This is a genomic window from Kitasatospora sp. NBC_00039, from assembly GCF_045160625.1.
Taxonomy (GTDB): Bacteria; Actinomycetota; Actinomycetes; order Streptomycetales; family Streptomycetaceae; genus Kitasatospora.
Map to the genome: position 1 here is coordinate 2,681,028 of NZ_CP108289.1, position 14,020 is coordinate 2,695,047.

10 protein-coding genes are annotated in these 14,020 nt (G+C 74.5%); 4 read left to right on the forward strand and 6 right to left on the reverse strand.

The window, feature by feature from the left end; translation table 11 throughout:
* Window positions 1-107 precede the first annotated feature (107 nt).
* Window positions 108-911, reverse strand: coding sequence for an ABC transporter permease (locus OG286_RS11960; RefSeq protein WP_405365194.1), 804 nt, complete (start codon window positions 909-911; stop codon window positions 108-110).
* 123 nt (window positions 912-1,034) lie between these two features.
* Between OG286_RS11960 and OG286_RS11965 the strand changes: the two genes are divergently transcribed.
* Both OG286_RS11965 and OG286_RS11970 read left to right on the forward strand, forming a co-directional pair.
* Window positions 1,035-1,934 carry a winged helix-turn-helix transcriptional regulator gene (locus OG286_RS11965; RefSeq protein ID WP_396324196.1) on the forward strand — a complete coding sequence of 300 codons (900 nt, stop codon included), beginning with the start codon at window positions 1,035-1,037 and terminating at the stop codon, window positions 1,932-1,934.
* A 10-nt stretch (window positions 1,935-1,944) separates the two neighbouring features.
* Complete coding sequence (locus tag OG286_RS11970) at window positions 1,945-2,838, forward strand: HipA family kinase (RefSeq protein WP_396324197.1); 894 nt, start codon at window positions 1,945-1,947, stop codon at window positions 2,836-2,838.
* A gap of 12 nt (window positions 2,839-2,850) precedes the next feature.
* On the opposite strand, the gene OG286_RS11975 is transcribed toward OG286_RS11970, so the two are convergent.
* The 5 genes from OG286_RS11975 to OG286_RS11995 all read right to left on the reverse strand — a co-directional run bounded on the left by OG286_RS11975 (window position 2,851) and on the right by OG286_RS11995 (window position 10,573).
* Entirely contained in the window at window positions 2,851-3,216 is a 366-nt protein-coding gene (locus OG286_RS11975) for a hypothetical protein (protein WP_405361691.1), read from the reverse strand.
* Between the two features lie 210 nt (window positions 3,217-3,426).
* On the reverse strand, window positions 3,427-4,932 hold the full coding sequence (locus OG286_RS11980) for a S8 family peptidase (RefSeq protein ID WP_396324199.1): 1,506 nt from the start codon (window positions 4,930-4,932) through the stop codon (window positions 3,427-3,429).
* Between the two features lie 271 nt (window positions 4,933-5,203).
* Complete coding sequence (locus OG286_RS11985; RefSeq protein WP_405365196.1) at window positions 5,204-6,322, reverse strand: amidohydrolase family protein; 1,119 nt, start codon at window positions 6,320-6,322, stop codon at window positions 5,204-5,206.
* Between the two features lie 11 nt (window positions 6,323-6,333).
* Window positions 6,334-7,797 carry a glutamine synthetase gene (locus OG286_RS11990; protein ID WP_405361689.1) on the reverse strand — a complete coding sequence of 488 codons (1,464 nt, stop codon included), beginning with the start codon at window positions 7,795-7,797 and terminating at the stop codon, window positions 6,334-6,336.
* Window positions 7,798-7,873: 76 nt separating this feature from the next.
* Entirely contained in the window at window positions 7,874-10,573 is a 2,700-nt protein-coding gene (locus tag OG286_RS11995; protein ID WP_405361687.1) for an MXAN_6230/SCO0854 family RING domain-containing protein, read from the reverse strand.
* A 516-nt stretch (window positions 10,574-11,089) separates the two neighbouring features.
* On the opposite strand from OG286_RS11995, the gene OG286_RS12000 reads away from it, so the two are divergent.
* Together OG286_RS12000 and OG286_RS12005 are read left to right on the forward strand one after the other, a co-directional pair.
* A complete protein-coding gene (locus OG286_RS12000) occupies window positions 11,090-12,865 on the forward strand; it encodes a 3-hydroxyacyl-CoA dehydrogenase family protein (RefSeq protein WP_405361685.1) in 1,776 nt (591 codons plus the stop codon).
* Between the two features lie 182 nt (window positions 12,866-13,047).
* On the forward strand, window positions 13,048-13,965 hold the full coding sequence (locus tag OG286_RS12005; protein WP_405361683.1) for a TetR family transcriptional regulator: 918 nt from the start codon (window positions 13,048-13,050) through the stop codon (window positions 13,963-13,965).
* Window positions 13,966-14,020: the final 55 nt, after the last annotated feature.

A 14,020-nucleotide genomic window follows, 5' to 3' on the forward strand; every position in this document is an offset into this window, starting at 1 on the left:
GGTCTCCGGGTGACGGGTCTGTCGGTCGCGGGTCGCGCGGTCACGGGCCCCTCGGTCACGGGTCGCTCGCTCACGGGCCCCTCGGTCACGGGTCGCTCGGTCACGGGTCAGAAGCTCCGTTCGATGGCGCGGCGCTCGGCGGCGGGCAGTAGCCGCAGGCCGAGCAGCAGGTAGCCGGCGCTGAGGGCGAGACAGGTGACCAGCCGTGGGAGGAGGTCGGTGAGCGGCCGCCCCTGGCCGAGCGCGTCGCGCAGCACGTCCATGGCGGAGGTGACGGGCAGCAGTTCGGCCAGCCACTGGGCGGGCGCCGGGAGGTAGCTGTTCGGGAAGGTGATGCCGCAGAGCAGCGAGACGGCGAGGAAGACGGTGTTCTGCGAGATGTGCGCCTCGCCGGCGACGATCATCAGCGCGCCGAGCACGACCGCGACCGCGAAGACGGCGGCGGCCAGCGCCACGACGCCGGCGAGGGCGGCCAGCGGGTGCCAGGCGGGCAGGGTGACGCCGAGGACGGCGGCGAACCCGCCGAGCAGGCCGACCTCGACGGCGGTGTTGAGCAGCGCGAAGCCGGTGAAGCCGAGCAGGTACGGCAGCCGCCCGGCCGGGGCGATCAGCAGCGCGCCCAGGGTGCCCTGGCGCTGCTCGGTGATCAGCGCCTTGCTGCTCCAGAGCAGCATCCTGACGGTGAACATGTAGCCGGCGGCGCCGATCGCGATGTAGCCGAGGTAGTCGGCGCCGCCGGTGCGGGCGGTGAAGTCCTCGGCCACCGAGCCGCCGCCGATGGCGTGCAGGCCCAGGTAGGACAGGCCGATGGTGAACACGCCGATCAGCAGGCAGCCGACGGCGTACGACCACGGGTAGGCCCGGCTGGTCATCGTCCAGGTCCGGCGCAGGGTCGCCCAGGCGACGGGCATGTGCCCCCCTTTCCCTCTCACGGGCTCGAAGTCCTTGAGTTTCTAATGGGAACTTACAAGTTCCCTTTCGGAACCCGCAAGGGGGTGCAAGGATGGACCGTCCGGACGGGAAGAGGAGCGACGGTGCTCAGAGACGTGCCAGAGCGCGACGCCAGCTGCGCGATCGCCCAGTCGGCGGCGGTGATCGGCGACTGGTGGAGCATCCTGGTCGTCCGCGAGTCGGCGCGCGGCCGGCTGCGCTTCGACGAGCTCCAGCACGAGCTGGGCATCTCCCGCAAGGTCCTCACCGAGCGGCTCGGCCACCTCACCGAGGCCGGCGTCCTGGAGCGGGTGCCCTACCAGAGCGGCCCTGTCCGGTACGAGTACCGGCTCACCGAATCCGGGCGGGCGCTGCTGCCGGTCCTGGTGGCGATGCAGGACTGGGCCGACCGCTGGCTGCTCGGCGACGGCTCGCTCTCCGGCTCGGCCGCGCAAGACAGCGCCGAGGTCGCGCGGCTGGCCGCACTGCCCGGCACCCGGCTGCCGGAGCTGACCCTGCCCGTGCACACCGGCGGCGAGCTGGACCCGGTCGACCCGGCGGCCGGCGCCACCGTGCTGTTCTGCTACCCCGCCACCGGGCGGCCCGCACCGCTGCCGGCCGGCTGGGGGGACATCCCCGGCGCGGTCGGCTGCACGCTGGAGAACCGGCTGTTCCGCGAGGCGTACCCCGAGTTCCGCGAGGCCGGCCTGGCACTGCGCGGGATCTCCACCCAACGGCCGGACGAGCAGCGGGAGTTCGCCGAGGCGGAGGACATCCCGTTCCCGCTCCTCTCCGACCTGGACGTCCGGCTGACGGCCACGCTGCGACTGCCCACCTTCCACGTCGGCCAGGGCCTGCGACTGAAGCGGGCGGTGCTGGTGCTGGACCGCCAACGGGTGGTGCGCCGGGTGGCCTTCCCGGTCACCGACATCCCGGGCGCCGTCCGCCAGGCGCTCGCGGATGCGCGGGAGGTGGCCGGCCCGGCCCGGGGTCTGCCGGGTTAGGGTGGCCGGTGTGCTCGATCAGGTGACAGCAATGCGCTATGTCGACCCGCTGCGGGCCGGCGGCTCCGTCCCCGGCGTGGTGGAGACCGACGACCTGGGCACGTACGTGGTCAAGTTCACCGGCGCCGCCCAGGGCCGCAAGGCGTTGGTGGCCGAGGTGATCGTCGGCGAACTGGCCCGGCGGCTCGGCCTTCCGGTGCCCGAACTGCGGCTCGTCGACTTCGACCCGGCGGTCGCCGAGAGCGAGCCCGACGCCGAGATCCAGGACATCCTCAGAGCCAGCGGCGGGCTCAACCTCGGGATGGACCTGCTGCCCGGCGCCCGCGACTACCGGCCCGGCATGATCCCGGTCGACCCCGTCCAGGCCGGCCGGGTGATCTGGCTGGATGCGCTCACCGGCAACGTCGACCGCACCGTGCACAACCCCAATCTGATGGTCTGGCACGGGAAGCTCTGGCTGATCGACAACGGCGCCGCACTGGTCTTCCACCACCGCTGGTCCAGCGCCGGGGCCGCCGTCGGCAAGCGGTACGACCTCAGTGCCCACGCGCTCGGCGGCTGCACCCCCGACGTCCGGCTGGCCGACGAGGAGCTCGGACCGCTGGTCACCGCCGGGCTGCTGGAGGAGGTGCTGGCGCTCGTCCCGGACGAGTGGCTGGCCGACGAACCCGGTTTCGACTCGGTGGACGCGCTGCGGCACGCGTACGTCACGCACCTCGCCGCCCGCGCGGGGCTCTCCGCCGAGTGGCTGCCGGACGGTTTCCCCACGCCCGAGCAGCTTCGCGAGGCCGAAATCCGACGGGCCGCCCGGACGAGGGCCGGCCGGCCCGCCTGGCTCCAGGAGGTGCCGGACCTGCACGGCAAGCCCTCGGTCGAGACGGTCTGGGACCACCACTTCGAGTGAGGCCCGGACCGGTCAGCCCATCGCCGGGCGGATCCAGCCGACGTACTCGACCGCCGTGCCGACCAGCAGGCCGAAGCAGTGCAGCGCGAAGAGCGCGGCCCGGTTCATCCGGCGCACGGACGGCGAGAACAGGGCCAGGGCCGGCAGCGCCAGGCCGAGCGCCGGGCCGAGCAGCAGGAGCAGCACCACGCCCAGCACGGTGGCCACGGTCGAGCCGGAGGCGAGCCCCATGACACCGACCACCAGGCCGCCACCGAACATCAGGGTCAGCATCGGAGCGGCGGCGAGCAGCTCGGCGATCCCCAACAGCAGCCACGGCCAGACCCGTTCGCCGTTCGGACGGGCCGGGGCCTGCCATCCGGGGTAGGTCTGCGCCATGGTGTTCCGCTCCTCGTGCCTGGTGCCGTCGGTGGCCCCATTCTGGCGATCACCGCCGGGCCATCGCCTGAGTACCCGTACTCAAAACGAGGTGGGGAGCGGGACCGGAGTCCCGCTCCCCACCTCGGCGTCGTCGGCTCAGCCGGTCACCCGGTCAGCGCGTCAGCGCGTCAGCGCGTCAGCGCGTCAGCGCGTCAGCGCGTCAGCGCGTCAGCGCCACCACTGGACCGCCTTCTCGGCGTTGATGATGCCGGCGCCGTAGAAGCCGTTGTCGTCCGCGCCGCCCTCGCAGGTGGCGGCCCACGCGCCGGTACCACCCGGGTTGAACGGGGCCGACGGGCAGGCGTGCGACTCGGCCTGGCTGGTCAGCATCTCGGTCAGCTCCTCGGGGCTGGCCCACGGGAAGGTGCTGGCGAGCAGGGCGAGCACACCGGCGGCGTGCGGCGAGGCCATCGAGGTGCCCTGCATGTAGCCGTACTTGCCACCCGGCAGGGTGGACAGGGTGCGGCCGTTCTTGTCCGGGGTGTCCGGGATCTGGTACAGGCGGTCGCCACCGGGGGCGGCCACGGTGACCTTGCCCTTGCCGTAGCTGGAGTAGTACGACTTGTCACCGTTGACACCCACCGAGGAGACGGCGACGACGCCGTCCACCTCGGTCGGCAGGCTGAGGCAGTCCGCGGTGACCGGACGGGTGCCGGGCGTGGTGTCGTCCGGGCTGCTCACGTCGGTGGTCTTGTGGGCGAGGTCGATGTTCTCGTTGCCCGCCGCGGCCACGTTGAGGACGCCCTTGCGCTGCGAGAACTCGATCGCGCGACGGACGGCGGTGGTGATCGCCGCCTGGTCGGCGTCGTTCTGGCAGTTGAACATCCACGGGTCGACGTAGTAGCTGTTGTTCGTCACCTTGAACTTGTGCTCACCGGCCCAGACGAAGCCGCAGATCGCGTACTCCGGGTAGATGAACCCGCCGTCGTCGACGACCTTGACCGCGGCCAGCTTGACGTTCGGGGCGATGCCCTCGATGCCCTTGCCGTTCTTGGCGGCGGCGATGGTGCCGGCCACGTGGGTGCCGTGGTCGCCGTCCGGGCCCGGCTGCCAGGCGTCGAAGGCGGTGTTCGGCTTGCCGCCGTCGATGCAGGAGACCGACTGCGAGGCGTCCACGTTGGCCTTGAGGTCCTCGTGGTTGGCGTCGATGCCGGAGTCCAGGACACCGACGGTGACCTTGTTGCTGCCGAGCGAGATCTTGTGGGCCTTGTCCACGCCGATCTGGCGCATGTCCCACTGGTTGGCCCAGTTGGGCTCCTGGCCGGCGGCGGCAGCAGCGGCAGCGGCCGCGGCGGTCGGCTCGGCGGCGACCTCGGCCTTCTGCGTGTCGGCGGCCGTGATGCCCTTGGTGCGGCTGGTGCCGACCGACTGGACGCCCTTGGCCAGCCGCAGCTTGGCGGCGAACTTGGTGTCGTTCGAGCGGGCGATCACCACGCCGATCTGCTCGTAGGAGTACACCACGGAGCCACCGAGGCCCGTGATGGCCTTCTCGACCTTCTGCACCTGGCCGTGGTTGGCCTGGGTGTTGACAACGTAGCTGAGCAGTGGCCCGGTCGTCGGCTCGGCCCCGGTGGCCGCGACGGCGGTACCGGCAGGCAGCGCCAGGGCACCGGCCGTGGCGAGGACAACGCCCACCGCGGCGTACCGGGTCCGGCTGATCCGAGGAACACTCATAGGGGTTGGCCCTCCCGAGTCGTCATGCAGCTGCGGTTGACAGATGCACTGGAATGATCGGGACGCTAGTGAACATGCGTTGCAATCCGCAAGAGGTAGTCATCTAATCGACACCGTTCGACCACTTCCGAGGGTTGCGGCTCCTCCCCCGCCGACCCACCGTCAATCCATAAAGTGAATATCCGGACTTCCGCCGATTTCCCGCGCCAGAGCGTGGACGATCCACAATTCACGTGGGGCCGATGCCTCGCGGGGCGGTCCGGCGCCGCGGTCAGAGCCGGTACAGGCGGCGGGCGTTGTCGGCGGCCACCTGACGGGCGAGGCGCTCGGCGTCGGCGGCCGAGCAGGCACCGTCGGCCCGCCAGCGGTCCAGCAGGGCGCCCAGGCCGTGCCGGAACTGGGCCGCGCCGACCAGGTACAGTTCGGGCAACCCGTAGGCGTCGGTGGAGAAGAGCAGCTTGCCGAACGGCGCCAGCCCCAGCATCTCCCCGAGCACGGCCGCCACCCGGGGACCGACGTAGGAGGCGGTCAGCCCGAGGTCGGTGTAGACGTTCGGGAAGGCCTGGGCCAGCCAGGCCGCCTGCCGGTGGTAGGGGTAGCCGTGCAGCAGCACCAGCGGCACGCCGCTCGGCTCGGCGGCCCGGACGAAGTCGGTGAGCAGCGACGGGTCGGCCAGGTGCAGGGTGAGGTCGGGATCGCCGAAGCCGGCGTGGAGCTGGAGCGGCAGGCCGAGCTCGGCGCAGACGTCCAGGGCCGTCCAGAGCAGGTGGTGCAGCAGCACCGGGTCGGTCAGCCGGCCGCGCCCGGCCCGCTGCCACCGCCCCGCAGCGGCCGTCACCGCCGTCGCGGCGGGCCGGACCGCGGGCACCGCCAGGCCGTTGCGGTAGGCCAGCACCGACTTGACCGCCACCGCGCCGGTGGCCGCGGCCGCCAGCGCCTCGCGGACGGCGAACGGCCAGGCCCCGGCGCCCGCCGGCACGGACTCGGCGACGGGCTCCAGCCGGACCACCTCGCGCACCCGGGCACCGGACGCACCGGCGAACTCGCTGAGCGGCAGCAGCGGGTGGCCCGCCGCCGCCGTCAGCCCGGTGTCCACCAGGCAGGTGTCCAGCGCGGCGGCCGCCAGCAGCCGGCGGGTGGCCTCGGGGGCTCCCAGCTCGCGACGGCGGGCCAGGTAGTCCGCGGCGGGGGTGTGCGCGGGCAGGCCGAGCGCGGGCGGGCACCAGCGTCGGACGGCCAGGCCGAGCGCGCTGTCGAACGGCGAGGTGCCGGGCGCGGGCGGCCGGTCGGACTCGGTGAGCAGCCCGGCCAAGGCGTCGTCGGCGAGGTCGGCGGCCACCACGCTGTGGCAGTGGTGGTCGACCAGGGCCGGGACGTCCAGCGAGGGCATCGCGAAGGCTCTCAGTACCGCCAGCGGGTGGCCGTGACCAGCTCCTGCGGCGTGGCCTCGGCGTACTGCTCGCTCTCGGCCGTGCGGACGGCCAGCACCGCCTCGTACAGCGGCTCGCCGAGCGCCTCGCGGAGCACCGCCGACTTCCGGTAGGCCGCGATCGCCTCGGCCGGGGCGGCCGGCAGACGGGGCACCGTGCCGGGCGCGGCGGCGGCTGGGTCCCCGGTGAACTCCGGTGGCAGCGCGAGCCGTTGGTCCAGCCCGGCGAGGCCGGCGGCGAGCACGGCGCCGACCGCCAGGTAGGGATTGGCGGTGGCGTCGAAGCACTTGATCTCGGCGTTGGCCGCGGTCGACCGCTCCCCCGAGGAGCCGGTGACCAGCCGCAGGGCGGCCTCCCGGTTCTCCAGGCCCCAGCACTGGTAGGCGCCGGCCCAGTGCGAGGGCACCAGCCGCAGGTACCCGGCCGGGCTGGAGGAGCCGAGCACCAGCAGCTCGGGCAGGGCGCCGAGCACCCCGGCGAGGAAGCCCTCGGCCTCGGCCGTCAGCCCGTGCGGGCCGGAGCCGCCGCGGGCGAGGTTCCGCCCGTCGCGCCAGAGGCTGAGGTGGAGGTGGCCGCCGTTGCCGACGGAGCCGGCCTCGACCACCGGGGCGAAGGAGGACCGCAGGCCGTGGCGGGCGGAGACGGCCCGGATGGTCTGGCGCACCAGGACGGTGGTGTCGGCGGCCTCGACCGGCCCCTCGGGGGCGACCGAGACCTCGAACTGGCCCGGGGCGTACTCGGGGTGGATCTGCAGCACCGTCAGGCCCTGCTCGGCGAGGGCGCGCAGGACGTCCCGGAGGTAGTCGGAGAGGTCCGTCAGCCGGTGCATGCCGTACGCCGGGCCGGCCGTCGGGTAGCGGGGCTCCTCCTGCGGCTCCCCGGCGAGCGCCACCACCCACTCGACCTCGATGCCGGCCTTGAGGCTCAGCCCGCGCCCGGCGGCCGCCGCCGTCATCCGGCGGGCGAACAGCCGCTGGCAGCCCGGGTGCGGGGTGCCCGCCTGGGTGTACCGCTCCCCCGGCGCCCAGGCCCAGCCCGGCTGGGCGGCCAGCGGGACCAGCCGGTCGAGGTCCGGGTAGAGGCGCAGGTCCCCGGTGGGGCCGCCGATCAGCGGGCTGGTGACGATCGTGTCGTCGGCGAGGAACACGTCGAAGCAGGGCGCCGCGCCGATACCCCACTGGGCGGCGTGCGCCAGGCCGGCCAACGGGACGGCCTTCACCCGGGTGATGCCCGCGTTGTCCACCCAGGTGACGGCCACCGCGTCGACGCCGGCCGGGCGCAGCCGCTCGACCGCCGCCTGCGCCCGCTCGGCTCGCTCGGCGCGCGGCGGCAGGGCGACGGCGCCGGCGCCCGGGGCGGCGGGCCCCCCGTGGGGCTCGCCGGTGGGCTCGGCAGCGGGCTCGGCCTGGCCGGCGGCGACGGTTCCGGTGCTCATACCTCCATGCTGCCCCGGGAGTTGGACGCGCGGTACTCCCCTATCGGGTGGAACGGGCGGACGCCTGTCCGCCCGTTCACTCGTCCGGGGCGAACAGGGCCACCAGATCCCCCGCGGTCAGCCGCTCCAGGGTGTCCGGGGCCTCGTCCAGCCGGCCCGGGTACAGCCGGTAGAGGGCGCCGCCGAGGCCCGCCGGCGCCGGCACGTCGGCGTGCACCAGGGCGGTGAAGGCCCTGGCTCCGGCGAGCCGTTCCGCCAGGCCGAGGGCGGTGTCGTCGGCTGGGCCGCCCTGCTGCTCGTCCGGCAGGTGCCGGGCGCGCACCCGCTCGGCGAAGGCCGTCACCGGCTCGTCGGCGGCGCGGCGGTAGCCGTCGAGCGCACCGCCGCGGGTGCGGACGAGCACCTCGTCGGTGCGGGCGGCGGCGGTGGCGACGGCGAGGTCCCAGAGCGTGGCGCGGGAGCCCTCGGCGAAGTGCGCCGTCACGTCCCCGGCGAGGGTGCCGATCCGGTCCCGGTACCGCCAGACGTTGTGGAAGCCGCCGGAGGCGCTGGTGTTGAGGTCGGTCCAGGTGTAGCTGCGCCGCTCCAGGTCGACGATCATCGGCACGCTGACCTTGGCGTCGCCGCCGAGGTCCAGCCGCTGCCGCACGGCCTGCGGGTGGAACCGGTCCTTGCGGTACGCTCTCGCCGCCGAGGTGTCCAGCTCCATGAAGCCGGCGAAGGCGTCGGTGAGGTCCTCGAACGGGATGTCGTTGTAGGCGAAGACGACGACCACCGCGTACCGGTCGCCCCGGCAGGCCAGCGCGGACAGGTCGAGGTCGACGAACTCGCTGGCGCCGTGCGGCGGCGGGGCGGACGTGAAGTCCCCGGAGTGCACGGCGGCGCGCGGGCCGTGCACCAGGTGGGTGTAGTCGCAGAGGCCGGTGAACTGCCAGTGCTCGTCGTAGAACGCCACCGAAAGGTCGAGGTCGACCCGCTGGTGCGGCTGCTGCATCCAGTGCAGGAAGAGCCGGACGCGCCCGCCGTCGGGCAGCTTCTGGATACTGCCGCGCGGCACCGCGACCAGCGTCCTGGCACTGGCCCGCTCGGCGAACGGGACCACCAGGTCGGCCAGGCCGTCGTCCAGCACGGCGACGTCGAGGCGTTCGTGCTGCCCGGCGCGGCGCAGCAGTTCGGCCTCGATCAGGGTGCAGACGGGTGCGCCGAGCGCGGCCGGGACGGCGGTGCCCCAGTCGTCGCGGGCGTGCGCCAGCGCGACCCGCCCGCGCGGGAAGTAGAGCCGGCGCTCGCCGATCTCGCGGGGTGCGCGCAGCCGCCCGTACGCGCCGAGCAGCGGGCCGGGCGCGACCCTGCGCAGCGCGGCCGGGAGCTCCTCGGCGAGCTTGGCGGGCAGCGGCTCGCCGGGGCGCCAGGAGGCGTGCACCCGCAGCAGGTGGTGCAGCCGGCGGACCAGCTCGCCCGGGCGGCGGGCCAGCAGCCGGACGGCGGCGGGCACGTCGCCGCCGGCCAGGGCCTGCTCGACCCGGGCGGCGAAGGTGGTGACGACCAGCCGGGTGTGACCGGCCGGGGTCTCGTTGACCCGCAGCGGCGCCGGCGCCTCGCGCAGCTGCGGGCCGAGGCCGTGCAGGTCGAGGTCGCTCTGCCGGAGCACGGCGAACGCGGCGGCCGCGTACGGGAAGCGCTCGCGGTGCTCGTACGGGTGCAGCAGCTCGCCGGCGCGCAGCCAGGCCTGGCGGTGCCGGCCGAGGTCCTCGGCGAGGGTGCCGACCGGGAGCGCGTCGAGGACGGCCAGCAGGTCGCGGCGGAGCGGGCGGGGCAGGTTGCGCAGCCGCAGGCCCTTGGCGGTGGCGGGCAGCAGGTCGGGCTCGGCGCCGGACCACGCCCAGACCAGCCGGAGCACGTCGGTGGCGGTGGTGAGGTGGGCGGCGAGCAGCGGGCGGACGGCGTCGCGGTCGCGGTGGAGCAGGGCCGCCAGCACGGTGGCGCGGCTCTCCCGGACGGGGATGCCGGCGGGCAGCCAGCCGGCCGGGTCGGCGGGGGCGAACCGGAGCAGCAGTGCGAGGTCCTCGCGGTCCTGGGGGTTCAGCGGGGTGCGGCGCTCCAGCAGACGGCGCAGCTCGGCGACGGCGACGGCGGCCTGGTCGCCGCCCTCGGCGAGCCGCAGCGGGCGCAGCCTGGCGTCCGGTCCGTGCTCGCGGGCGGCGTTGCGGACGGCCTTCGCGTCCAGCGGCAGGTAGCGCTCGGCGGCGATCGGGGTGGCGCAGAGCGGGCAGGCCCGGCCGTCGTCGAAGGCCCCGAGGTCGTCGTAGCAGTCCCCGCAGAGCAGGTGGGCGCAGGGTGCGAGGGCGCCGACGCCACACTCGGCGCCGGTGCGCTCGCAGGAGGCGCAGGGCTGGTTCGGCTGGTTGAGCAGGAACGCGCGGACGTTCGCGGAGTAGTAGCCGTGCGCGTGGTCCGGCACCCCGTCGGGGAACCGGCGGAACAGCGGGCGGTGCCGCCGGTCCGCACCGGTCAGCCCGTCGAGCCCCCGCAGCAGCGCCTGCCCGGCCTCCCCCAGCGCGGCCGGCCGCAGCCGGCCGAGCGCCGCCCGCAGCGGCCCGGTGAGCAGGTACCCGCGCTGCGCGAGGTCGGCCTCCAGAGCGAGCAGCCCCCGCGCGCTCCACGGATCGCGCTCCCCCTGCGGTGCACCCCCCGTGACGGCGACGGCGCCGTGGCGCCGCAGCAGCAGCTCGTCGAGGCCGGTGTCGGGCGTGGCGGTGTTCTGCTTCTTCTTCACTGGTGGATCCCCCGGAGATACGACGAAGCGGGGGCGGAGAGTGGGCGCACTCGGGTCATTTAGGAGATGAGGAGAAGGAAGCACGCCGCGGAGCCGCCCCCGCGCCGCTCACCCTAGCGAACGCGCCCGGCCGCGCCGAACGAATTTCCGGCCGGGCGCTCCCGCCCTCTTCCTACTGGCCAGTAGCTTCGCTACAGTGGCCGCACGCACCACCGTCGGGCTTCGGGAGCCGCACCGACGGGGCCGCGGTCGTCGCGTTCGCGGCGGGCGCGTGGTGCGTCCTTCACCGGCCGGTGCCGCGGATCGCGGCGGGGCCGGATTCTCTCCTCGTATCAGAGCCGCTTCCTTCACCTTGAGCGCCTGAGTACCACGGCACACCCGCAGCACGGCCGGAGCGGACCGGCGGCTGCGTCGGTGGCCGCAACCGTCATCTCCCCAGCCCCCGCGCGCGGACCCTCCTCCGACGGCGCGTCCGCCGGAGCGCGCGCGGGCCCTTATGACAAGGAGTCAGGACAGATGGAGCGTCCCTTCCCCACAGTCGCCGTGGTCGGCCTCGGCACGATGGGTGCCGGCGTCGCCGTCGCGGTCGCGAAGAGCGGCCGCCGGGTGATCGGCATCGAGGCCAACGAGGACTCCGCCGCCCGGGCGCTGGCCCGGATCGAGGAGGCGACCGCGCACGCGGTGGCCCGGGAGCGGATCACCGCCGAGGAGCGGGCCGCGCTGCTCGCACGGATCTCGGTCGGCCACGCGCTGGCCGCCGCCGCCGAGGCGGACCTCGTGATCGAGGAGGTGCCCGAGCAGCTGGAGCTGAAGCGGGAGATCTTCGCCGAGCTGGACCGGATCTGCCCGGAGGGCACGGTGCTGGCGACCGGTACCACCGCGCTGTCGGTGACCCGGATCGCCGCCGCCACCGCCCGCCCGGAGCGGGTGCTGGGCCTGCACTTCTTCAACCCGGTGCACACCATGAAGCTGGTCGAGGTGGTCCGCACCGTGCTGACCGCCCCGCAGGTGGCCGAGGACGCCGCGGCGTTCGCCCGGGACCTCGGCAAGGAGCCGGTGGCCGCCGGCGACCGGGCCGGCTTCGTGGTGAACGGGCTGCTCTTCGCGTACCTGAACCAGGCCGCCGCGATGTACGAGTCCAGGTACGCCACCCGGGAGGACATCGACGCCGCGATGCGGCTCGGCTGCGGCCTGCCGATGGGCCCGCTGGCCCTGCTCGACCTGATCGGCATGGACACCGCCCGGACCGTCCTGGAGGCGATGTACGAGCAGTCCCGGGACCGGCTGCACGCGCCCGCGCCGATCCTCGGCCAGCTGGTCTCGGCCGGGCTGCTGGGCCGCAAGTCCGGCCGCGGCTTCTACACCTACGAGGCGCCCGGCTCGTCCAGGGCGGTCGACGCCGCCACCGGGCCGGCGCGGGCGGAGGTGCCGGGCCGCGAGGTGCGCAGCGTCGGCGTCTGCGGCTCGGGCACCATGGCCACCGGCATCGTCGAGGTGTTCGCCAAGGCCGGGTACCGGGTGCTGCTTGCCGCCCGCAGCCCGGAGAAGGCGGAGCGGGCCAAGGCGCAGCTGGCGAAGTCGCTGGAGCGCTCCGTCTCCAAGGGCCGGCTGGCCCCGGAGCAGCGGGACGCGGCGCTGGAGCTGGTGACCCCGGTCGGGCAGTACACGGAGCTGGCCGACGTCGACCTGGTGGTCGAGGCCGTCGCCGAGGACCTGCAGGTCAAGCGCGAGCTGTTCGCCACCCTGGACAAGATCGTCAAGCCGGGCGCGGTGCTCGCCACCACCACGTCCTCGCTGCCGGTGATCAGCTGCGCCTCGGCCACCTCGCGGCCGCAGGACGTGATCGGCATGCACTTCTTCAACCCCGCGCCGGCCATGCGGCTGGTCGAGGTGGTCTCCACGGTGCTCACCGCGCCGGACGTCACCGCGACCGTGCTGGAGCTGTGCGCCAGGGTGAAGAAGCACCCGGTGGAGTGCGGCGACCGGGCCGGCTTCATCGTGAACGCGCTGCTCTTCCCGTACCTGAACGACGCGGTGCGGATGCTCCAGGAGCACTACGCGACGGTGGACGACATCGACACCGCGATGAAGCTGGGCTGCGGCTACCCGATGGGCCCGTTCGAGCTGCTCGACGTGGTCGGCCTGGACGTCTCGCTGACCATCGAGAAGGTGCTGCACCAGGAGTTCCGCGAGCCGGGCCTGGCCGCGGCGCCGCTCCTGGAGCACCTGGTCGCGGCCGGCTGCCTGGGCCGCAAGACCGGCCGCGGCTTCCGCGACCACGCGCGCCGGTGACCACGCCCTCGGCCGGCGGGCCGGCTCCCGGCGCCGCGGTGACCGGCGGCGCGGCGCGGCCGGGCTGGAGCCCCGGGACGGTGTCCGCCCGCTGGCCCAGACCGGCCGTGACCGGCCCGGTCGCGCCGGTGCGGCGGGGAAGGCCCGCGGCGGCGGCCGCCGGGACGTGTAGCGTTCCGGGCATGGATCGGGTTCAGTCAGCCTCCCCGCAGCACGCCGCCGCAGCGCGCGGCGCCGACCGGCCGGCCGGCTCCGGCCCCGCCGCCTCCGACGGGGGTCCGGGCAGCCGCCGGGCAGCCGCCCAGCGCCAGCAGATGCGCCAGGACCTGGCCACCGCCGCGATGGAGCTGTTCGCCTCGCAGGGCTACGAGGAGACGACGGTCGACCAGATCGCCGCGGCCGCCGGGGTGGCCCGGCGGACGTTCTTCCGGTACTTCCGGTCCAAGGAGGAGGCGATCTTCCCGGACCACGACGACACCCTGGTCCGGGTGGCCGACCTGCTGGCCAGCGCCGAGCCCGAGGAGCACCCGCTGGACGTGGTCTGCCGGGGCATCAAGGAGGTGCTCCGGATGTACGCCTCCACCCCGGCCGTCTCGGTCGCCCGGTACCAGCTGATCCGTCAGGTACCGGCGCTGCGCGAGCGGGAGATCGCCGTGGTGGCGCGGTACGAGCGGCTCTTCACCCGGTACCTGCTGGGGCGGTTCGACACCGCCGGGGAGATCCCCTCGGGCTGGCAGCACGGCGGCGAGGACGACTCGATGCTGGCCGAGGTGTCGGCGGCGGCCGTCGTCGCGGCCCACAACCACGTGCTGCGGCGCTGGCTGCGGGCCGGCGGCCGGGGGGACGTGGAGGCGCAGCTGGACCACTCCTTCGAGGTGATCCGGCGGACCTTCTGGGCCGCCTCCGCCCCCGGTGCCCGCCGGCGCGGGTCACTGGTGGCACCCGGTGCCAGTGTGACGGGGCTGGAGGTGGCTGCCGCAAGCGCACTGAGTGCCAGCCCCGGAGGTGAGGTACTCATCACAGTGGCCCGGACCGACGCCCCGCTGGACGTCGTGCTGGACAGCATCAGGGCGGCGCTGAGCGGCGCCAGGGAGGCCTGACCTCCAGCATTTTCGCAGGTCACAGCCACGCAGGGCGGTTTCGAGGGCCCGCACC